The sequence below is a fragment of the Stenotrophomonas sp. YJH_SMC_119 genome, from assembly GCF_059368315.1.
Window position 1 is genome coordinate 269,304 of record NZ_JCAFRP010000001.1, and the last position, 19,482, is coordinate 288,785.

Annotated in this window: 19 protein-coding genes; 10 read left to right on the forward strand and 9 right to left on the reverse strand. The window is 67.1% G+C overall.

Annotated elements, in window-relative coordinates:
• Positions 1-4 precede the first annotated feature (4 nt).
• Both AC5P6S_RS01265 and AC5P6S_RS01270 read left to right on the forward strand, forming a co-directional pair.
• Positions 5-2,095 carry a catalase gene (locus AC5P6S_RS01265; RefSeq protein WP_005414177.1) on the forward strand — a complete coding sequence of 697 codons (2,091 nt, stop codon included), beginning with the start codon at positions 5-7 and terminating at the stop codon, positions 2,093-2,095.
• 22 nt (positions 2,096-2,117) lie between these two features.
• The gene (locus AC5P6S_RS01270; protein ID WP_099480891.1) at positions 2,118-2,609 is read left to right on the forward strand and encodes a hypothetical protein; all 492 of its coding nucleotides are present in this window, start codon (positions 2,118-2,120) and stop codon (positions 2,607-2,609) included.
• Positions 2,610-2,618: 9 nt separating this feature from the next.
• Here AC5P6S_RS01270 and AC5P6S_RS01275 read toward each other — a convergent pair whose 3' ends face one another.
• Positions 2,619-3,359, reverse strand: a complete 741-nt coding sequence (locus tag AC5P6S_RS01275) for an alpha/beta fold hydrolase (protein ID WP_111198032.1) — start codon at positions 3,357-3,359, stop codon at positions 2,619-2,621.
• Positions 3,360-3,499: 140 nt separating this feature from the next.
• On the opposite strand from AC5P6S_RS01275, the gene AC5P6S_RS01280 reads away from it, so the two are divergent.
• The gene (locus tag AC5P6S_RS01280; RefSeq protein WP_049459392.1) at positions 3,500-4,039 is read left to right on the forward strand and encodes a hypothetical protein; all 540 of its coding nucleotides are present in this window, start codon (positions 3,500-3,502) and stop codon (positions 4,037-4,039) included.
• Between the two features lie 14 nt (positions 4,040-4,053).
• The gene (locus AC5P6S_RS01285) at positions 4,054-4,344 is read left to right on the forward strand and encodes a hypothetical protein (protein WP_044570698.1); all 291 of its coding nucleotides are present in this window, start codon (positions 4,054-4,056) and stop codon (positions 4,342-4,344) included.
• An 89-nt stretch (positions 4,345-4,433) separates the two neighbouring features.
• Here the strand turns inward: AC5P6S_RS01285 and AC5P6S_RS01290 are convergent, their stop codons facing one another.
• Positions 4,434-6,560, reverse strand: a complete 2,127-nt coding sequence (locus AC5P6S_RS01290; protein WP_049396059.1) for a methyl-accepting chemotaxis protein — start codon at positions 6,558-6,560, stop codon at positions 4,434-4,436.
• 232 nt (positions 6,561-6,792) lie between these two features.
• On the opposite strand from AC5P6S_RS01290, the gene AC5P6S_RS01295 reads away from it, so the two are divergent.
• Positions 6,793-7,755: a L,D-transpeptidase family protein gene (locus AC5P6S_RS01295; protein WP_049459393.1), complete on the forward strand. Its 963-nt coding sequence runs from the start codon at positions 6,793-6,795 to the stop codon at positions 7,753-7,755.
• 4 nt (positions 7,756-7,759) lie between these two features.
• Entirely contained in the window at positions 7,760-8,437 is a 678-nt protein-coding gene (locus AC5P6S_RS01300) for a M23 family metallopeptidase (protein WP_049459394.1), read from the forward strand.
• Here AC5P6S_RS01300 and AC5P6S_RS01305 read toward each other — a convergent pair.
• The 5 genes from AC5P6S_RS01305 to hflK form a co-directional block, all read right to left on the reverse strand.
• On the reverse strand, positions 8,373-9,035 hold the full coding sequence (locus tag AC5P6S_RS01305) for a hypothetical protein (RefSeq protein ID WP_197584617.1): 663 nt from the start codon (positions 9,033-9,035) through the stop codon (positions 8,373-8,375). The genes AC5P6S_RS01300 and AC5P6S_RS01305 overlap by 65 nt on opposite strands.
• A gap of 117 nt (positions 9,036-9,152) precedes the next feature.
• Positions 9,153-10,445 carry an adenylosuccinate synthase gene (locus tag AC5P6S_RS01310; RefSeq protein ID WP_005410639.1) on the reverse strand — a complete coding sequence of 431 codons (1,293 nt, stop codon included), beginning with the start codon at positions 10,443-10,445 and terminating at the stop codon, positions 9,153-9,155.
• Positions 10,402-10,971: a DUF2065 domain-containing protein gene (locus tag AC5P6S_RS01315; RefSeq protein ID WP_425519296.1), complete on the reverse strand. Its 570-nt coding sequence runs from the start codon at positions 10,969-10,971 to the stop codon at positions 10,402-10,404. Before AC5P6S_RS01315 ends, AC5P6S_RS01310 begins: the two co-directional genes overlap by 44 nt.
• A 67-nt stretch (positions 10,972-11,038) precedes the next feature.
• Positions 11,039-11,902, reverse strand: a complete 864-nt coding sequence (hflC, locus tag AC5P6S_RS01320; RefSeq protein WP_005414169.1) for a protease modulator HflC — start codon at positions 11,900-11,902, stop codon at positions 11,039-11,041.
• Positions 11,899-13,032: an FtsH protease activity modulator HflK gene (gene hflK / locus AC5P6S_RS01325; protein ID WP_005414168.1), complete on the reverse strand. Its 1,134-nt coding sequence runs from the start codon at positions 13,030-13,032 to the stop codon at positions 11,899-11,901. Before hflK ends, hflC begins: the two co-directional genes overlap by 4 nt.
• A 153-nt stretch (positions 13,033-13,185) precedes the next feature.
• Between hflK and AC5P6S_RS01330 the strand changes: the two genes are divergently transcribed.
• Together AC5P6S_RS01330 and pilH are read left to right on the forward strand one after the other, a co-directional pair.
• A complete protein-coding gene (locus AC5P6S_RS01330) occupies positions 13,186-14,181 on the forward strand; it encodes a YhdH/YhfP family quinone oxidoreductase (RefSeq protein WP_099527725.1) in 996 nt (331 codons plus the stop codon).
• Between the two features lie 88 nt (positions 14,182-14,269).
• Entirely contained in the window at positions 14,270-14,641 is a 372-nt protein-coding gene (gene pilH, locus AC5P6S_RS01335) for a twitching motility response regulator PilH (RefSeq protein ID WP_005410644.1), read from the forward strand.
• Positions 14,642-14,729: 88 nt separating this feature from the next.
• On the opposite strand, the gene AC5P6S_RS01340 is transcribed toward pilH, so the two are convergent.
• Entirely contained in the window at positions 14,730-15,623 is an 894-nt protein-coding gene (locus AC5P6S_RS01340; RefSeq protein ID WP_005410645.1) for a DnaJ C-terminal domain-containing protein, read from the reverse strand.
• A 259-nt stretch (positions 15,624-15,882) separates the two neighbouring features.
• Here AC5P6S_RS01340 and AC5P6S_RS01345 point away from each other — a divergent pair, with 259 nt between their 5' ends.
• Together AC5P6S_RS01345 and AC5P6S_RS01350 are read left to right on the forward strand one after the other, a co-directional pair.
• Entirely contained in the window at positions 15,883-16,365 is a 483-nt protein-coding gene (locus AC5P6S_RS01345) for a peroxiredoxin (RefSeq protein WP_012481002.1), read from the forward strand.
• A gap of 29 nt (positions 16,366-16,394) precedes the next feature.
• Positions 16,395-16,970 (forward strand): ferritin-like domain-containing protein, encoded by a 576-nt coding sequence (locus AC5P6S_RS01350; protein WP_005410647.1) that lies wholly within the window; start codon positions 16,395-16,397, stop codon positions 16,968-16,970.
• A gap of 72 nt (positions 16,971-17,042) precedes the next feature.
• On the opposite strand, the gene pbpC is transcribed toward AC5P6S_RS01350, so the two are convergent.
• Complete coding sequence (pbpC, locus tag AC5P6S_RS01355; RefSeq protein WP_049396064.1) at positions 17,043-19,424, reverse strand: penicillin-binding protein 1C; 2,382 nt, start codon at positions 19,422-19,424, stop codon at positions 17,043-17,045.
• Positions 19,425-19,482 lie beyond the last annotated feature (58 nt).

Genomic DNA, 19,482 nt, shown 5'->3' on the forward strand with positions numbered 1-19,482 from the left:
GTCAATGGCCGCCAGCAAGCCGACCGGCAAGCGCGCAACCACCCACGCCGAGAACCACCACCGCGGCAACGGCGATGAACTGCACCAGCAGGCCGGGGGCAGTCATCCGGCGATGACCACCGATCAGGGCATCCCGGTGGCAGACAACCAGAACTCCCTGCGCCAGGGACCTCGGGGGCCTACGCTGCTGGAGGACTTCATCCTGCGCGAGAAGATCACCCACTTCGACCATGAGCGCATTCCCGAGCGCATCGTGCACGCCCGCGGCAGCGCTGCGCATGGCTACTTCGAGTTGACCCGATCACTGAAGGCGCATACCCGCGCGCGCATCCTGACCGAGGTTGGCGTGAAGACACCCGTGTTCACCCGCTTCTCGACCGTGGCCGGTGGCGCAGGTTCGGTGGACACCCCGCGCGACGTGCGCGGCTTCGCGGTGAAGTTCTATACCAGGGAGGGCAACTGGGACCTGGTCGGCAACAACATCCCGGTGTTCTTCATCCAGGACGCCATGAAATTCCCGGACCTGGTGCACGCGGTGAAGATGGAACCGGACCGTGCCTTCCCGCAGGCCGCATCGGCCCATGACACGTTCTGGGACTTCATTTCGCTGATGCCCGAATCGATGCACATGATCATGTGGGCGATGAGCGACCGCGCCATACCGCGTTCGCTGCGGATGATCGAAGGCTTCGGTGTGCACAGCTTCCGCCTGCTGAACGAGGCCGGCGAGTCAACGTTCGTCAAGTTCCACTGGCGGCCCAAGCTGGGTATCCAGTCCACGGTCTGGGACGAAGCGCTGAAGCTGCAGTCGGCCGACAATGACTTCCATCGCCGTGACCTGTTCGAGGCCATCCAGCGCGGCGACTTCCCGGAATGGGAACTGGCGGTGCAGTTGTTCACCGAAGAAGACGCCGACGCATTCCCGTTCGATCATCTGGACCCGACCAAGATCATTCCCGAATCGCTGGTGCCGTTGCAGGTCATCGGGCGCATGGTGCTGGACCGCTGGCCGGACAACTTCTTCGCCGAGACCGAGCAGGTGGCTTTCTGCCCGGCCAACGTGCCACCGGGCATCGACTTCAGCAACGACCCGCTGCTGCAGGGGCGCCTGTTCTCCTACCTGGACACCCAGCTGCTGCGCCTGGGCGGCCCGAACTTCCACCAGATCCCGGTGAATGCGCCCAAGTGCCCGTTTGCCAATCATCAGCGCGACGGCCACATGCAGATGCAGGTTCCCAAGGGCCGGGTGGCCTACGATCCCAGTTCGCTGCAGGAGGACACCCCGCGCGAGACGCCTGCCGGATTCCGCAGCCATGCCAGCGCCGACGATGGCCGCAAGGGTCGCACCCGCGCGGAGAGTTTCGCCGACCACTACAGCCAGGCCCGCATGTTCTTTCGCAGCCTCGAAAAGCCGGAGCAGGCGCACCTGGCATCGGCGCTGGTGTTCGAGTTGTCCAAGGTGGAAACGCTGAAGGTGCGGGTACGCACCGTCAGCCACCTGCGCAACATCGATGACTCACTGGCGCAGCGCGTGGCCGATGGTCTGGCGTTGCCTGCACTGCCCGACCCGGCGCCGACCGCTACCCCAGTGCGGGACATGCCCCCCGCCCCCGAAGTGCGGGTGATCGGTCGCAACAAACCCACCCTGCAAGGGCGCTGCATCGGCATCCTGTTCGATGAGGGTTCTGATGCCCGGATCATTGCCAGCCTGAGCAAGGCAGCCAGGAAAGCAGGTGCGGATGTGAAGCTGGTCGCCCCCAGAGTGGGTGGCGCCACGCTCAGCGATGGCGCGCTGCAGGCGGCGGATGGGCAACTGGCGGGCACCCCGTCGGCCGTGTTCGATGCAGTAGCCGTGGTGCTCAGCCCGGAAGCGGCGAAGGCCTTGTCGAAAGAGAGTGCAGCCATCGAATTCGTCAGCCAGGCGTGGGCGCACCTGAAGGCCATCGCCAGCGATGCGGGCGGCCAGACGCTGCTGAAGGCGGCAAGGGTCGGCAACGACGCCGGCATCGTCGAAGCGGAAGACGCCAAGGCATTCCTGGCGGCGGCCGCCACCCGCCAGTGGGCGCGCGAACCCAAGCTGCGCCTGCTGGCCTGACTACAACAACAGGAGAACTGTCATGCCCCGTGGTGACAAATCCGCATATTCCGATAAACAGAAGCGCCAGGCCGAGCACATCGAGGAAAGCGAGCGCGAGCGCGGTGCCAGCGAAGGCACGGCCGAGCGCATTGCCTGGGCGACCGTGAACAAGCAGGATGGTGGTGGCAAGCGTAGCGGCAGCGCGCGCAAGGGTACGAAGAAGGCGACCAGCAAGACGGCCGCCAAGAAAACGCCTGCCAGAAAGTCGGGCACAAAGAAGGCCACGACCAAGGCGACGGCGGCGAAGAAGGCGCCTGCGAAGAAGACGACAGCCAGGAAGGCGGCGGCAAAGAAGGCACCGGCTCGCAAGACAGCCACAAAGAAAACCGCAAAGAAGACAGCGGCCAAGAAGGCCGGTACAGCCGCCTCGCGCAGTGCTGCAGCGAAGAAGGCGGCGAAGACACGTGCGGCGAAGAAGGCCGTGCGCAAGGTGGCGGCGAAGAAGGCAGCGCGTACCCGCGCGCGCGGCTGAGTCCTTCGATCAGGGCGACAGCGTCCTCATCCACGCGGCAACTTCGGCTGCGGCTGCGTCAGCGCGTGCCTGCAGCAGCAGATGCGGCCCTTCCAGCGAAACATGCCGGGCATCCGGCAAAAGGGCCTGCAGTTCTGCCACGCTGGGCGGCCACAGCAGGCGGTCATGGCACGCGTGCAGGCACAGCGTCGGCACGTCGATTGCCGGCAGCAATGCGCGTACGTCGACGCGCAGGGTCGCTGCGGCGCGTTGCCGCAATGTGGCCGCCGGAATCCGGGCCAGCGCATCGCGCAGCATCGACAGGTGCTCGCGGGTGCGCCACCGCCCCAGCAGCAGGCGCGCCAGCAACGCCACGGGAGGCAGAGGCCAGGCCGGCGTCAGCAGGGCTGCGCTGGCTGCCGGCAATGGCACCGGTCGACGCGCAAAGGTCGCGGCAAGCACCAGTCCGCGCAGCCCGGCGGGCTGTCGCGTGGCCAGTTCAACCGCCAACGGGCCCGAGAAGGACTCGGCAAGCAGGATGAAGGGATGGCCGGGCAGCTGCGACCACAGCCGTTGGGCCAGCGTGGCGTGATCCTGCCCTCCCTGCGCAGGCAGCGTAATCGCCTGCGTCGTCAGCCCATGAGCCTGGAGTGCTGACAGAAACGGGATCGACAGCCTGCCGGAGCCATCCAGCCCGGGCAGCATCAGCACGTGCTGCGGCGTGGGTGATGCTGAATCACAGCCCGGCTTTTCCTCGCGCCCGATTCCCATGTCACCTCCTTTGCTGGCAAGCATCGCCCACATCGGCAGGCAGCGGAACCTTCGCTCCGGCTCTCCTGCTGCTTTGCCGGTCAAGGTTGAGCGATACTCCCCGCTCTGCTGCGGGACGCGGCTGCCAAGGAGAGCCTCTGATGCGATGGACCTACGCGCTGGCCATGATGGCCATGATGCTGCCACTGAACAGTTCCGCCAGCGATGGCTGGATAAACGGGGCAGGCAAGGCGATGCCGGAGACCGATGCCATGAAATCCAGCGGTGGCTTTGCGGCATCGCTGCTGGTCACCTCCGATGCCGACTGGCGGGCCAAGTGGGAAACCCCACCAGAGACCACTCCCGGTTTTACCCAGGCCGACGAAGTCCACCCGGGCGGTGAATTGTTCCTGCTGACATTCCTGTCCAACCCGCAACTAGATGAGAACCGCGTACCCAAGGTGCACTGCGATCTGCGCATGCTGCGCCCGGACGGCAGTACCAGCATCGACGAACGCGATGTTCCCTGTTTCACCGCTGCCCTGCCCGGCCCGCCAACCCTGTTGTACATGACCAACCTGCACCTGAAGTTCGTGGCCGAGGCCAGTGATCCGAAAGGCACGTGGACTGCGCAGGTGGTGGTCAGGGATCTGCTGCGGAATGTGAGCCTGCCTCTGCAGGCTCACTTCGACGTCCGTTGAACGGAGGCGTGCGGATGAAGATGCGGCGATTACTGAGCTGGACCGGTCTTGCGCTTTGCGTGGTCTACCTGCTGTTGACCGCATGGCTGGTTCACGGCGCGCAGTCGGATGCGGACCCGAAGGGGGCCTATATCCTGATGTCGCTCCCCATCACCCTGCAGTCTGCTGCACTCGATGCCATCGGCGCAGGCAGCCTGCTGTACGGCAAACCCTGGTCGACCGCGTATGCAGTACTGGTTCCGCCAACACTGCTGTTGCTGTACGCAGCCGGCTGGCTGATCGAACGCGCCGCGGGCGGCCGCTAGCCAGCGGCACCGACCGGTTGCGTGCATGCGGTGCCCTGCATGCGGGGCATCGCATGCAGGGCGTCATCCAACATCCAGTCGCAGGTTGCTTACGCCGCCTGCGCAGGCACGATGGGCATGCGCGCGCCCTGCTCCACCTTGAACACCGCCACCGACGTGGTCAACGCATGCGCCTGTTCTTCCAGCGCGCGGCTGGCGGCAGTGGCTTCTTCCACCAGCGCAGCGTTCTGCTGGGTCACCTGGTCCATCTGCACCACCACCTGGTTGACCTGCTCGATACCGGCCGCCTGCTCCTTGCTGGCCGCTGCGATGTCGCTCATCAGCTGCGTGGTGCGCGAGCTGGCCTGGGCCACGCGGGCGATCGCGGCTTCCGATTCAACGGTCACCGCCAGGCCGCTCTTCACCTTGGCAGCGGCGTCTTCGATCAGCTCCTTGATCTCCTTGGCGGCGACACCGGCACGCTGTGCGAGCGTACGTACCTCGCTGGCGACCACGGCAAAACCACGGCCCTGCTCACCTGCACGCGCGGCTTCAACCGCAGCATTCAGCGCCAGGATGTTGGTCTGGAACGCGATGCCGTCGATCACGGTGGAGATTTCCGAGATGCGTGCCGAGGACTGATCGATCTCACCCATCACCGACGCCATCTGCGCCATCGCCTGCTCGGTTTCGCGTACGGCGGCACCGGCGGCATGCGCTTCACTGTCGGCCTGACGAGCGAGCTCGGCATTCTGGCGCACAGTCGAGGTCAGTTCCTCCATCGATGCGGCGGCTTCTTCCAGGTTGGCGGCCTGCTGCTCGGTGCGGCGCGACAGGTCGTTGTTGCCGGCGGCCAGTTCCTGCGCCGCGTTGTTGATGCTGTCGGCGGCAACCTGGATGCCACGCACGATGCCGGTCAGCTGCGCGGTGGTGGTGTTGGCGTCGTCACGCATGCGGGCGAATACACCGTCGTACTCGCCGTCCATGCGTGCAGTCAGGTCGCCGTGCGAGATCGCGCGTAGCACGTCGGAGACATCAGCTATGCTGGCCTGCGAACTGGCCATCATGCCGTTGAGGTGCTCGACCATCGCCTTGAACTGGAACTGGAACGCAGCGGCATCGCCACGCATGCTGAAATCACCGGCGCGCGCGGCGCGGGCCAGTGCATCGATCTGCGCGTTGATCGCCATCAGGCTCTGCTTCACTGCGGCCAGAGTGCGGGTCAGCGTGCCCTTCTCGCCCGGGTAGTCCGGCAGGTCGCGGCTGAGGTCACCGATGGCATAGCGCTGCATCACTTCGGCCATCAGCAGTTCCACCTGCACGTGCGATTCGACCAGGCTGTTGGTGGCCTGCACCATGCGGCCGAAATCGCCGGGGAAGGCGCTGGCGTCCATGCGGTAGCGGATCGCACCGGCCTCGTGCTGTTCGGCCATCTGCAGCTGCGCGCCGATCGCCGCCTGCACACTCTGGCGCACGCTGGCCATCGCCTCGCCCAACTGGGTCAGTTCGTCACGGCCGCCGAGGCGGAACTCCTGATCCAGCTGGCCCCTGGACAGGCGCTCGGCCAGGTTCACCGCGCGGGCCAGCGGGCCGGTCAGGCTGCGGCCGATCATCACCGAGGCACCGATGCCCACCAGCAGCGCGACGCCGCCCAGCACCAGCAGCTGCAGCAGGCTGCGCTCGCCCAAGCGGATCGCCTCGGCGGCCGCCTCACGGCTTTCCTTCTCCTCGAAGTCCACGCCATCGGACAGCGCCTTGTTCCAGCCGTTGGCGGCTTCCTGCACCGGGCCCAGGGTCAGCGCCACGGCGCCCGGGTAGTCGCCCTGCTCCATCAGTTCGCTGGTCTGCTTGTTGAGCGGACGCGCGATGGCACGCTTGGCGGCGATGGTTTCGGCAATGGCCTTGCCCTCGGCGTCGCTGGGCAGCGCCTGGTAGGCCGTCCAACTGGCCTCATAGCGCTTGACCAGATCGGCGATGCGCTGCTCATCATGGCCACGGTCATCGCCCTGGCGGATCAGCATCTCGCGGCGAACGACCATCATCTGGTTGTTGGCATCGAGCATCTGCGAGAGCAGGCGCACCTTGGCCACGCTGACATCGACCACCTGCTGCATCGCGCGCTTCTGCACGACACTGGCGGTGGCGCCGGTGGCCACCACGGCCGCAACCAACAGCAGCAACAGGCCAAAGCCCAGCCCAAGACGCCAGGCAACCCTGACATTCCTCAAGTAGTTCATCGGTACATCCAAAACGGGGGGATGTGGCGTTATCGGCGGCCCGCCAGGCAATCTTGATCGCCGACCGCCAACGGCGTGGGGCACCATTCACCTTGGTGAGCCCTTGGCCGGCCGCACCCGCGCGGGGACGGTGGCGCAACGACCCGACTGCTCATGCAGACGTCAGATCTCTTTCACGGCGGCTCGGCGCGGCCTGCAGGCAAGGTGGTGGCGTCATCTGCTGGAGTTCCCAATGCCATTACCCGTGTACCGATCCACCCTGCTGGCTCTCTCGCTGCTGGCATCGCCGGCGTTCGCGCAGGCACCGCCGCCTGGACTGCCCGCCCCCATTGCCGAGAAGGCCGGACCGGACACCGCAGCACGTTCCGCCCTGCATGCCCAGGTGCTGCTGGATCGCGCGAATTTCTCGCCCGGCCAGATCGACGGTGAAGTAGGCAGCAACCAACGGCGCGCGGTGTCGGGTTTCCAGGCGGCGCACGGCCTGGCCGTCACCGGTGAACTGGACGACGCGACCTGGCAGGCCCTGCAGGCTGATACGGTCACCCCCCTGGCCAGCTACACGCTGACCAGCGAGGATGTCGCCGGGCCGTTCCAGGCGGTGCCGAAGGGCCCCGCCGCACAGGCCAAACTGAAATCGCTGGGCTTCAACAACGTCGAAGAGTCGCTGGGCGAACGCTTCCACGCATCCCCTGAGCTGTTGAAGCTGCTCAATCCGGGCGTGGATCTGAGCAAGGCGGGCAACCGCATCCAGGTGCCCAATGTCGCACCATCGCCGCTACCGAAGGCGGCCAAGGTGGTCGTCGACAAGTCCGATTCCAGCCTGCAGCTGCTGGATGCGCAGGGCAAGGTTATCGCTCAGGTGCCGGTTTCCTCCGGCAGCCAGCATGATCCGCTGCCGATTGGCGAATGGAAGATCCTGGGCGTGTATCGCGACCCGCCGTTCCACTACAACCCCAAGCTGTTCTGGGATGCGCGCAAGGGCGAAAAGAAGGCGACACTGCCGCCGGGCCCGAACAATCCGGTCGGCCGGGTCTGGATCGACCTGTCCAAGCCACACTACGGCCTGCATGGCACGCCCGAGCCCGGCCATGTCGGCAAGACCGAGTCACATGGTTGCGTGCGCATGACCAACTGGGATGCGCTGCGCGTGGCCGATGCGGTGGATACCTCCGTCCCCGTGGTGATGCAGGAGTGAGCCGATGCGTCTTTCGCAGCTGATCGTGCTGGGTGTGCTGCTGGGACTGGGGGCCGGCTGGTGGCTGCGCCGCGATGCAGGCGAGCCGGTAGCCGCCTCGCTGCCGGAAGCACAACCGGCAGCCGCTGTGGCGCCGGCCAAGGGATCGGTAGCGCCGCTCGGCACGGCCCCTGCCCCCGCCGCCACCGCACCGTCAGCTGCGCGGACTGCGGATGCGCCGTCGGGTCTGCTGCTGCCGGTACAGGGCGTCCTGGCCTCCCAGCTGCGCGACACGTTCACCGATGCGCGCAGCGAAGGCCGCGTGCACGATGCCATCGACATCATGGCCGATGCCGGTACGCCGGTGCTGGCAGTGGCCGATGGCACGGTGGAAAAACTGTTCGACAGCGAGCGCGGTGGCCTGACGATCTACCAGTTCGAGCCCAGCGGACGCTGGTGCTACTACTACGCGCATCTGCAGCGCTACGCCGATGGCCTGGCGGAGAAGCAGGTGATCAAGCGCGGAGACGTCCTCGGCTATGTCGGCAGCACCGGCAACGCCAGTGCCGAGGCTCCGCATCTGCACTTTGAAGTGCACGTGCTGGGGCCGGAGAAGCAGTGGTGGAAGGGGGAATCGATCAATCCGTATCCACTGCTGAATCCGCCTGCTTCGAAGCCCGGTGCTGCCAGCGCCGCAAAGTGAACGTGAACACCGCCAAGGCAGCTCCTGGAATCAGCAGGAGCAGTGCCGCCACCTTCCAGAAGAAGAACGGCCACAACCAGACATAATCCAGGTCAGTCAGCTTCAACAGGTCCAGTGGCGGCTGCAGCTCGACGGTGGCCGCGCGATCGGCCAGCGCCGGGTCCACCTCCAGCACGGTTAGCCGCACCCATGAGCGGCCGCGTGGCAATGCATCGCCGCGACCATAGCCGAAGTAGGACGCCATGAGGCCGCTGGACTCAACCGAAGCCAGCCCACGATTGATGCCCTGTCCGGCCACTCCCGAACGCTCCCCTGCGCGGAAGTCTCCATGATCGGTCGGAGTTTCGATGCGCAGCAGCACCTCGGGGTCGGCCTCCGTACCGTCCGCGGCATAGCGCAGGCGCAGCCGCAGTTGATCATCGACGAGGCGGTAGACGGTGATCTGGGCGGTTGCGCCAGGGCTCAGCACCAACGGCACCGTCTGCGTGCGCGAAGCCAGGGTATTGGCGGCCGCGCCCAGCACCAGTACCAGGCAGGCGATGCCCCACAGGCTCCACAACACCCACAGGGTGATCCGCACGACCGTCTCGCCCTTCACGCTGACGTCCTGGTCATCGCTTTGCTTCCTCGCCGACCCCGCTGACACAGTAACGAAAAAGCCCCGCTTGCGCGGGGCTTTTCCTGTCACCTACGCCGGGCAGCGCCCGGCGTTACCTCAGGCAAACGGATCCTGCAGAACCATGGTGTGGTCGCGGTCCGGGCCGGTGGAGACGATGCTGATCGGGCAGCCGGCCAGCTCTTCCAGCGAACGCAGGTAGGCGCGCGCAGCCGGCGGCAGGTCGTCCCAGTTGGTGATGCCGTGGGTGTTCTCGCTCCAGCCCGGGAACTCCAGGTACACCGGCGTGCACTCTTCCCAGCCCTGCGCGTCCAGCGGCGCGTACTCGGTGCGCTTGCCGTTGTATTCGTAGGCGATGCAGACCTTCAGCTTTTCCATGCCGTCCAGCACGTCCAGCTTGGTGATGCACAGGCCGCTGATGCCGTTGATGGCCACGGCACGCTTCAGCGCGACGATGTCCATCCAGCCGCAACGACGCGGACGGCCGGTCGACGCACCGTACTCGGCGCCGCGGTCACGGATGCCCTGGCCGACTTCGTCGTCCAGCTCGGTCGGGAACGGGCCACCGCCGACGCGGGTGGCGTAGGCCTTGGCGATGCCCAGCACGTAGTCGATCGAATCGGCGCCGACGCCGGAACCGGCCAGCGCGCCACCGACGGTGGTGTTGGAGCTGGTGACGTACGGGTAGGTGCCGTGGTCGATGTCCAGCAGCGCGCCCTGCGCGCCTTCGAACAGCACGCGCTTACCCTGCTTGCGCAGGTCGTGCAGGATGCCGGCCACGTCGGACTTCATCGGCTGCACGTATTCGCCGAAGGCCAGCGCTTCGTCGAAGGTCTTCTGGAAGTCGACCGCATCGGTGTTCAGATACTTGGTCAGCACGAAGTTGTGGTAATCCAGCGCGGTGCGCAGCAGTTCTTCCAGCTGCTTCGGGTAATGCAGGTCGGCGATGCGGATGCCGCGACGCGCCACCTTGTCTTCGTAGGCCGGGCCGATGCCACGGCCGGTGGTGCCGATCGCCTTGCCACCGGCAGCGCGCTCGCGCGCCTGGTCCAGGGCGATGTGGTACGGCATGATCAGCGGCGCGGCCGGGGAGATCTTCAGGCGCGAACGCACTTCCACGCCGGACGCTTCCAGCTCGGCGATTTCCTTCTGCAGCGCGGCCGGCGAGATCACCACGCCGTTGCCGATCAGGCACAGCGCGTCGTCACGCAGGATGCCCGACGGGATCAGGTGCAGGACGGTCTTCTTGCCGTTGATGACCAGGGTGTGGCCCGCATTGTGGCCGCCCTGGAAGCGCACGACGGCGCCGATTTCCTCAGTGAGCAGATCGACGATCTTGCCCTTGCCTTCATCGCCCCACTGGGCACCCAACACTACGACAGACTGACCCATGACGGGCTCCTCGATTTGTTGCGGCCATCGGGGCCGCGGACGGGTAAACCGTGGCGGGGCTGGCCAGCACCTGCAAGGCGGCTCCAAACGGGGAGCGGCCGGCGATGGAAGGCCCAGACACGGAAAAAGCCGGACGGGGAGGCCCGTCCGGCTTTTGTGCATTATCCGGGTTTCCGGGGTCGGGTGCCACCTTTCCGACGGGTGGCTTTACCGGCCGGTCAGCCGCCCCGCCCGGTAGTGCCGGCCGCTCAGGCCCCGCCCGGTAGTGCCGGCCGCTGGCCGGCAACGCCAACCAAGGTTGGTATCTACCAGAGCCGGGCCATGCATGTGAACGCAGGCGGTAGTGCCGCACCCACCACAGCAGGCTCAGGCCGGCCAGCAGCACCAGCCCGCCGAAGCTGCGCAGGGCCGGGCTGGGCAGGTCCAGCAGACGTTCGGCCATGCGCTTCCAGGCGAACGGTGCGACGAACAGGAACAGGCCTTCCAGCACCGCGACCAGGCAGACAGCGGCAAACAGATCTTTCATGGGGGACTCCGGAAAAAGCACGGGGCCCGGCATATGGCCGGGCCCCGTGGGGTACTGCCCTGCGACCTCAGCGGTCGTTCTTCAGGTACTGCAGGAACGGGTCGTTCTTGTCGAGCACGATCACGCCGTTGCCGTCGGTCATGGAGCCACGGTAGGCCTCCAGGCTGCGGTAGAACGCATAGAACGACGGATCGGCCGAGCCGGCCTTGCCATAGATGCGGGCCGCCTCGGCATCGCCTTCACCGCGCAGGCGCTGGGCATCACGCTCGGCCTCGGCGATCAGCACGGTGCTGTCACGGTCGGCCTGGGCGCGGATGGTCAGCGACTGCTCCTCGCCCTCCGCGCGCAGCTTTGCGGCTTCCTGCTTGCGCTGGGCACGCATGCGCTCGTACACATCGTTGATCACCTGGCTGTCGGTCGGCAGGTCCACCTGCTTGATGCGCAGGTCGATCATCTGCATGCCGAGGCCGGCCACCGCTTCGTTGATCCCCTTCAGTTGCTCGGCGATCAGCTCGCTGCGGTCGCCGGAGACCAGCTGCTGCAGGGTGCGCGAGTTGATCTGGTTGCGCAGCGAGTCGGTGATGATCGGTGCCAGGCGGGCGTTGGCGATGCGCGGATCGCCGCCGGTGGCACGGAAGTAGTCACCCACGTTGGAAATGTAGCCGATGGCGAAGAAGTCGACGCTGACGTCCTTCTGCTCGGCGGTGAAGTAGCGCGCCGGCGCGGTGTCGAGCACCTGGAAGCGGCGGTCGAAGACCTTCACCGTTTCCACCACCGGCACCTTGAAGTGCAGGCCCGGCTTGATGTCCGAACGCACCACCTTGCCCAGGTTCAGCACCATGGCGGTCTGGTCCTCACGGACCACGTACACCGAGCCGAGCAGGCCCAGCACCACCGCCACGATCACGGCGATCCAGATAGGACTCTTCATCGGCTGCCCTCCTCACGGCCGCTCGGTCGCCCAGTCGGGCGGCCCACCGGCCGGCCCGGATCACGGGAAGCTTCCGTCGCTGCACCCGGCAGCGACGGCATCACCACGTCCGGGTTGGCCACTGCGGCCGGAGCCGACGTGCTCGGACGGGTATCGCCGGTCATCGGCACGTAGATCAGCTGGCGGCCATCGCCACCGATCACCTTGCGGTTCTCGCTCAGTACCTGCTGCACGGTCTCCAGCCACAGGCGCTTGCGGGTCACTTCCGGGGCGTCCTTGTACTGGGCCTGCAACAGGCTGAAGCGCTGCGCGTCACCCTCGGCCTTGGACACCACGGCCTGCTTGTAGCCTTCGGCGGTGGTACGGGCGCGCGAGGCCTGGCCCCGGGCTTCCGGCACGACCTTGGCGGCGTAAGCCTGGGCTTCGTTGATCAGGCGTTCCTTGACCTGCTGGGCGCCGTTGACCTCGTCGAAGGCCGGCTTCACTTCTTCCGGCGGACGGGCATCCTGCAGGGTCAGGCCAGTCACGGTCAGGCCGGTCTTGAACGCCTTCAGCAGCGCCTGCAGGCGCTCCTCGGCGGCCACGGCCAGCGGGCCACGGTTGTTCAGCACGGCGTTGAGATCGGCGCGGCCGACTTCCTCGCGTACGGCGCTCTGCGCCGACTGCTCCAGCACCTGGTTGGCATCGACGGTGCCGAACAGGTACTGCTGCGGGTCGTCGATGCGGTACTGGACGTTCAGCGAGACGTTGACGATGTTCTCGTCGCGGGTCAGCACCGGCACCTGGATCGAGAACGTCTTGATCTCGGTGGCGTTGACCTTGGTGACCGATTCGATCGGCCACGGCAGCTTGAAGTTCGGGCCGGGCTGCAGGATGCGCGAGAACTGGCCGAAGCGCAGCACCACGCCACGCTGCTGTTCGCCGATCAGCTGGAAGCTGGAGAACAGCACCAGCAGCACCACGGCTGCCACCACCCAACGCACGATGCCGCCGTCGAACAGGTCCTTCAGCGGCCCGGGCAAACCGCCCCAGCCACCACCATTGCCACCGCCGCGTGACCCGAACGGCCCGCGTCGATTGTCCTCGGGGCCTTGTCCGCCCTTGTTGCCGCCGGGTGTATTCCAGGCCATGCACGCTCCATCAAGATTTGGGCTGCGGCGCGGGCCCTTCCCGCACCGCCAGCCGTGAAACCATCACCGATCATACAAGATGGGGCGGATCGGCAGGATCGAAAGGGGGGCAACGGGGTAAGGTGGCGTTTTCCTCGAAGTCAGGCAACGCCGATGGCCCCCACCACCCCGTTCACCGCCTTCCGCATCGAAAACGACGACGCCGGCTACCGCAGCGGCCTGGTCCGGCTCGGGGTCGACGACCTCAACCCCGGCCAGGTGCTGATCCGCGCCCACTGGTCCTCGGTCAACTACAAGGACGCGCTGGCCGGTACTGGAAAAGGGAAGATCCTGCGCCGCTTCCCGCTGGTGGGCGGCATCGATGTGGCCGGCACCGTGGTCGCCAGCACCGACCCGGACTGGCGTGAAGGCGACGCGGTGCTGGCCACCGGCTGCGGCCTCAGCGAGACCCGCGACGGCGGCTACAGCCAGTACGTGCGGCTGGAATCGCGCGCGGTGATCGCCCAGCCGGCCGGGCTGACCCCACGCGAGGCGATGGTGCTGGGCACCGCCGGCTTCACTGCGGCGCTGGCCCTGCTGCGCATGCAGGACAACCGCCAGACCCCGGAACTCGGCCCGCTGGCGGTCACCGGTGCCAGCGGCGGTGTCGGTGCGCTGGCGCTGTCCATCTTCAGCCGTGCCGGCTACAGCGTGCACGCGGTCAGCGGCAAGCCGGACCAGGCAGGATTCCTGCGCAGCATCGGCGCCACCGAGGTACTGCCGCGCGACGCGCTGGCCGACACCGGCGCGCTGCAGTCGGGCCGCTTCGGGGGTGGCCTCGATAATGCCGGAGGCGACATGCTGGCCAGCCTGCTGGCGCAGACCGTGCCCTACGGCAGCGTGGTCAGTGCCGGCCTGGCAGCCAGTCCGACGCTGGACATGACGGTGATGCCGTTCATCCTGCGCGGTGTCTCGCTGCTGGGCGTGTCCTCGGCCAATGCGCCACGCGGACTGCGTGAGGAAGTGTGGTCGCGGCTGGGGAGTGACTGGAAGCCGCAGCACCTGGACCGCATCTGCACCGCCGAAGTCGGCCTCGATGGCCTTCCTGCCGTATTCGAACGGATGCTGGCGGGCGGTTCGCTGGGTCGCACCGTGGTGCGGATCGACTGAACGTCGCAGGCAGGCGACGGACGGCAGACGTGGCCCTCCCGCCGGTAATGGGCCCGCACTACACTGCGGGCATTACATGGGGAACAACATGGCACGCATTCTGATCGTCGACGACTCACCGTCGCAGCTGTTGGGGATACAGCGCATCGTCGAGAAGCTCGGGCACCAGATCCTGACCGCCACCGATGGCGCCGCCGGGGTCGAAACCGCCAAGGCCGAGCTGCCCGACCTGGTCCTGATGGACGTGGTGATGCCCAACCTCAACGGCTTCCAGGCCACCCGTACCCTCGCCCGCGACGAGGCGACCCGGCATATCCCGGTGATCCTGGTGACCACCAAGGACCAGGACACCGACCGCATGTGGGGCATGCGCCAGGGCGCCAAGGCCTACATCACCAAGCCGTTCTCGGAGGACGAGCTGTCCGAGGTGCTGGAGCGCGTGTTCGCGGGCCAGGGCTGAGACGCGCGCGGTAGTGCCGGCCGCTGGCCGGCAACCACCCATCACCGTCCAGGGCAATGAAGTTGCCGGCCAGCGGCAGGCACTACCTTCAAATGGTCTCGCCGAACGCCTTGGCCAGATTGCGGTACGCCTTCTTCTGCGCCTCATCGGTCGCAGCCGGGGCCACGATCTCGATCTCGACGATCTGGTCGCCATCCGGGTTGCCCGGCAGGCCACGCCCGCGCAGGCGCAGCTTGCGGCCGGCATCGGAATCGGCCGGAATCTTCAACTCCACCGCGCCACCCAGGGTCGGCACGCTGATGCTGGTGCCCAGCGCGGCCTGCCACGGCGTGAGCGGCAGCGTATAGAGGATGTTGCGGCCATCGACCTCGAACTGCGGGTGGGCGGCGTATTCCACTTCCAGCAGCAGGTTGCCGCCATGGTTGCCCTGCCCTGCCAGGCGGATCACCTGGCCCGGGCGGATGCCCTTGGGCACGCGCACGTCCAGCTGCTTGCCGTTGACGGTGATGCGCAGGCTGTCGCCGCTGTAGGCCGCTTCCAGTGGCACCGACAGCTTGGCGCGGGTATCGCGGTTGGGCGCATGGCCCTGGCTGCTGAAGCCCGGACCGGCCCCCGCGCCCGCTCCACCGCGCTGGCGCGCGAACAGGCTTTCGAAGAAGTCGCTGAAGCCGCCGTTGGGGCCGCCGCCACCGAACACTTCCTCGAAATTGAAACCACCGGCGCCGCCGTAGTTCGGCGGCACATTGAACTCCTCGCCCGGGCGATAGCCCTGCGCGCGCAGCTGGTCGTAGGCCGCGCGCTTTTCCGGATCACGCAGCGCCTCGTAGGCCTCGTTGACCGCCTTGAACTTGTCTTCGGCCCCAGCCTCCTTGCTGACGTCCGGGTGGTACTTGCGTGCCAGCCGGCGGTAGGCGGTCTTGATCTCCGCCTCGCCCGCGCTCGGTTCCACCCCCAGGGTGGCGTAGTAATCCTTGAATTCCATCCAGCTACCTCGATTCGCTTCGGCCGCGCCGGTGGCGCCGCCCGGGTTCATTCTACGCGCCTGCGAGGCTACGCCGCCCCTCGTGCGGCCCCGGTGAGGCCGACTGATCCTGCGCAATGCGGCTGCCATCCCGGTGCGCCACGCTGTGGCTGGAAGCCCCTGCCACAAAGCCGGAAGATGGGGCCTGCACACCGGGTTTCCAATGTCTTGACGCCCCTGTCCCATCCGGCCCACTAGCCTGCCCCAGCAAGGAGTTCCCATGACCATCCATGTCGGTGACCGCATTCCGGAAGTGACCCTCAAGCGCATCCGCGAGGGCATTGAAACGCTTGATACGCATTCGTTGTTCGATGCGCGCAAGGTGGTGCTGTTCGCCGTGCCCGGCGCGTTCACTCCGACGTGCTCGGCGCGTCACCTTCCCGGCTACGTCGAGAAGTTCGAGGCCTTCCGCCAGCGCGGCATCAACGTCTACTGCATGGCCGTCAACGACCCGTTCGTGATGAAGGCCTGGGCCGCCGACCAGAGCGTGCCCGACGGCCTTCTGATGCTGTCCGACGGCAATGCCGAGCTGACCCGCGCCCTGGGTCTGGAGCTTGATGCGAGCGCGTCGGGCATGGGAATCCGCTCGCGTCGTTTTGCCCTGTACGTCGACGACGGCGTAGTTCGAGAGGCCTGGGTTGAACAGCCCGGCCAGTTCGAAGTGTCTTCGGCCGAGTACGTGCTGGAGCATCTCCCCACCTGATTCCCCACCGCAGAAGGAAACGGCCAGCCATGTCCAGCAAGCCAGCCAAAGCCAGCAAGCCCGCCGCAAACGTTCCTGGCATCAGCGATCGCGCAACCCTGCGCGAGCGCGCCCGCCGCAACCTCGAAGACGGCGCGATCACAGACAGCTACAGCGCTGACCGCGAGGTGGTGATCAAGCTGCTCAACGACGCACTGGCCACCGAGTACGTCTGCGTTCTGCGCTACTACCGGCACTACTTCATGGCCAAGGGCATGCTGGCCGACGCGGTCAAGGCCGAGTTCCTCGAGCATGCACAGCAGGAGCAGGCGCATGCCGGCAAGCTGGCCGAGCGCATCGTCCAGCTGGGCGGCGAGCCGGATCTCAACCCGGATACGCTGACCGCGCGTTCGCACGCCGAATACAAGGAAGGCAGCGACCTGCGCGACATGGTGCGCGAGAACCTGGTGGCCGAACGCATCGCCATCGACAGCTACCGCGAGATGATCAACTTCATCGGCGACCGCGATACCACCACCAAGCGCATCCTTGAAGAGATCCTGGCGCAGGAGGAAGAGCACGCCGACGAATTCGCCGACCTGCTGGATGGGTGGATCGGGGAATAGCGGCCCCGCATACGCCTTGGTAGATGCCCACCCTGGTGGGCGCATGCATCGCGTGCCAACCAAGGTTGGCACCTACCGCAGGACGTTGAACCTTACCTGTGTCCAAGCGCCATCGGCCGCCAGCGCGGTCAAGGTGTGCGCGCCCGGCTCGGCGAACTCGCGCTGCATCAGCTGCGCACCGCGCGTCTGTGCGATCCAGCGTCCATCGAGCAACCAGTCCACCGCCTGCTCGCTGCCCAGCGCGCGCAGCTGCAGGCGTACGCCATGTTCCGAATTCGGCGCGCGCGCCAGCGTGGCGCCATCGTTGAGCCCATCGATGTGCAGCGCAACGCTGGCCTCGCGGCCATCATCACGGCAGTCCGGCGACAGCGCCGGCAGCTGCGAGGCTTCGCGCGTGGCCTTGGACAGCCACGGCGACAGCAACGCTGGCCAGCGCGCGATCTCGCGCGCGACTTCTTCGTGCGGCAAGCGGCAATCGGCTGACACGCGCAGACCGGTACGCGCATCGGCAAGGTAGCGCTGCCGACCCGGTTGCCAGCGCCGTGCCTCGCGTTCGGGGAAGGTCGGTGGTGCCGCGCCTTCCAGCAGATAGGCTGGCATCAGCCGCTGGCAGAGCGCAGCAGGCAGGCCTTCGGCACGCTCACCGGTCGGCCAGCAGATGTCTTCCTGGCTGACGCTGGCCGGCATCGGCGCAGCGGCCGAGTCACCGCGCTGGCGCGGCAGGCTGTCCACCACCTCGAACATCAGCGGCAGCGCGGTCACCGCGCCGTACTGGCCCGGTAGCGGTGTGCCGTCCGGCCGGCCCACCCACACGCCCACGGTGTAATGGCGGGTGCTGCCGATCGCCCACGCATCGCGGTACCCGTAACTGGTGCCGGTCTTCCACGCCACGCGCGGGCGGCCACCGACATCGAACGTCCCGACGCTATACCCCGGCCGCGGATTCGATTCCAGCATCTCGCGCACGATCCAGCTGGCGCCGGGCGAAGCGAGGCGCCGCTCGATCATCGGTTCGTCATCGGTGTAGCGCACGCGCCCGGCGATGCCGTTGCGGTTGAGCGCTGCGAACGCACCGACCAGATCTTCCAGCCGCGCACCGGTGCCGCCCAGGATCAGCGACAGGTTGGGCGTGCTGCCCGGCGGGAAGCGCAGCTGGATGCCGGAGTGCGACAGGCGTGCGGCGAAGCGCGCCGGACCGACCCGCTGCAGCAGATCCACCGAGGGTACGTTGAGTGACAGCCGCAGCGCGCTGGAGGCGCCGATCGGTCCATTGAAGGCCATGTCGAAGTTGCCGGGGCGGTAGCTGCCGAAACTCTGCGGCGCATCGACCAGCAGGCTTTCCGAATGGATCAGGCCATCGTCCAGCGCCATTGCATACAGGAACGGCTTGAGCGTTGAGCCCGGCGAACGCCAGGCCTGCACCATGTCCACGTGGCCGAGCCGCTGGCGGTCACCGAACGCCAGCGTGCCGACATAGGCACGCGCCTGCAGGGTCTGGTTGTCGACCACCAGCAGGGCCGCCGAAGTGCGCTCGGGCAGCGTGGAAAAGTAGCTGGCCACGCGTTCTTCCAGGGTGCGCTGCAGGCCGATGTCGATACTGCTCTGGATGCGTGCCTGGCCCGGATGCGCCGAGTGCAGGCGCTGTGCCAGCAACGCGGCATGCAGCGGCGGCCGCAGCGAGCGTGCGACCACGTTCTCGATGCGCGCATCTTCCACTTCTTCCGCTGTCCACGCGCCCAGCTCGGCCATGCGTGACAGCACCTTGTCGCGTGCCTTCTGCGCCGCTTCCGGATGGCGGTCCGGGCGCAGCCGGCTCGGCGCCTGCGGCAGCACCGCCAGCAACGCGGCCTCGGCATGCGACAGCTGCGCCGCCGGCTTGCCCAGGTAGGCCCAGCTGGCCGCTTCCACGCCCTCGATGGTGCCGCCGTAGGGTGCGCGTTCCAGGTACAGGGCCAGGATCTGCTGCTTGCTCAGGTGCACTTCCAACTGCACCGCACGCAGCATCTGCTTGAGCTTGCCCCAGGGCGTGCGCGTATGCGGATCGAGGATGCGTGCGACCTGCATGGTCAAGGTCGAGCCACCGGACACGATGCGACCACCGCGCAGCAGCTGGCCACTGGCACGCAGGATCGCCAGCGGGTTGATGCCCGGATGGCGCCAGAACCAGCGGTCTTCGTAGGTCAGCAGCGCCTGCAGGTACAGCGGCGAGACGCTGTCGGTCGATGCCGGATAACGCCACACGCCCTCGGCATCGGCGAACGCACGCAGCGGCGTGCCATCGGCAGCCACCACCAGGGTGCTGGTATCGCGCTGCTTCGGCAGCGGCGGCGGGAAGGCGAAATCCAGCACCAGCAGCAGTGCCAGCGTGGCGGCCGTACCCCAGCGCAGCCACGGCCACAGCGGCTGCAGCCGGCGGCGCAGGGCCGCCCGCCGGGTCGTCATCGTGTTCGTCATTGCAGCGTGCCGCATTGGAGCTTGCCAGCTGGACGGGCCGCACCGTCGCGGCCCGTCC

What these genes read in the sequence shown, in the direction of transcription:
- AC5P6S_RS01265 (WP_005414177.1), top strand. Translation starts at nt 5, where the DNA reads ATGGCCGCCAGCAAGCCGACCGGCAAGCGCGCAACCACCCACGCCGAG.
- AC5P6S_RS01270 (WP_099480891.1), top strand. Translation starts at nt 2,118, where the DNA reads ATGCCCCGTGGTGACAAATCCGCATATTCCGATAAACAGAAGCGCCAG.
- AC5P6S_RS01275 (WP_111198032.1), bottom strand. Translation starts at nt 3,359, where the DNA reads ATGGGAATCGGGCGCGAGGAAAAGCCGGGCTGTGATTCAGCATCACCC.
- AC5P6S_RS01280 (WP_049459392.1), top strand. Translation starts at nt 3,500, where the DNA reads ATGCGATGGACCTACGCGCTGGCCATGATGGCCATGATGCTGCCACTG.
- AC5P6S_RS01285 (WP_044570698.1), top strand. Translation starts at nt 4,054, where the DNA reads ATGAAGATGCGGCGATTACTGAGCTGGACCGGTCTTGCGCTTTGCGTG.
- AC5P6S_RS01290 (WP_049396059.1), bottom strand. Translation starts at nt 6,560, where the DNA reads ATGAACTACTTGAGGAATGTCAGGGTTGCCTGGCGTCTTGGGCTGGGC.
- AC5P6S_RS01295 (WP_049459393.1), top strand. Translation starts at nt 6,793, where the DNA reads ATGCCATTACCCGTGTACCGATCCACCCTGCTGGCTCTCTCGCTGCTG.
- AC5P6S_RS01300 (WP_049459394.1), top strand. Translation starts at nt 7,760, where the DNA reads ATGCGTCTTTCGCAGCTGATCGTGCTGGGTGTGCTGCTGGGACTGGGG.
- AC5P6S_RS01310 (WP_005410639.1), bottom strand. Translation starts at nt 10,445, where the DNA reads ATGGGTCAGTCTGTCGTAGTGTTGGGTGCCCAGTGGGGCGATGAAGGC.
- AC5P6S_RS01315 (WP_425519296.1), bottom strand. Translation starts at nt 10,971, where the DNA reads ATGAAAGATCTGTTTGCCGCTGTCTGCCTGGTCGCGGTGCTGGAAGGC.
- hflC (WP_005414169.1), bottom strand. Translation starts at nt 11,902, where the DNA reads ATGAAGAGTCCTATCTGGATCGCCGTGATCGTGGCGGTGGTGCTGGGC.
- hflK (WP_005414168.1), bottom strand. Translation starts at nt 13,032, where the DNA reads ATGGCCTGGAATACACCCGGCGGCAACAAGGGCGGACAAGGCCCCGAG.
- AC5P6S_RS01330 (WP_099527725.1), top strand. Translation starts at nt 13,186, where the DNA reads ATGGCCCCCACCACCCCGTTCACCGCCTTCCGCATCGAAAACGACGAC.
- pilH (WP_005410644.1), top strand. Translation starts at nt 14,270, where the DNA reads ATGGCACGCATTCTGATCGTCGACGACTCACCGTCGCAGCTGTTGGGG.
- AC5P6S_RS01340 (WP_005410645.1), bottom strand. Translation starts at nt 15,623, where the DNA reads ATGGAATTCAAGGATTACTACGCCACCCTGGGGGTGGAACCGAGCGCG.
- AC5P6S_RS01345 (WP_012481002.1), top strand. Translation starts at nt 15,883, where the DNA reads ATGACCATCCATGTCGGTGACCGCATTCCGGAAGTGACCCTCAAGCGC.
- AC5P6S_RS01350 (WP_005410647.1), top strand. Translation starts at nt 16,395, where the DNA reads ATGTCCAGCAAGCCAGCCAAAGCCAGCAAGCCCGCCGCAAACGTTCCT.
- pbpC (WP_049396064.1), bottom strand. Translation starts at nt 19,424, where the DNA reads ATGACGAACACGATGACGACCCGGCGGGCGGCCCTGCGCCGCCGGCTG.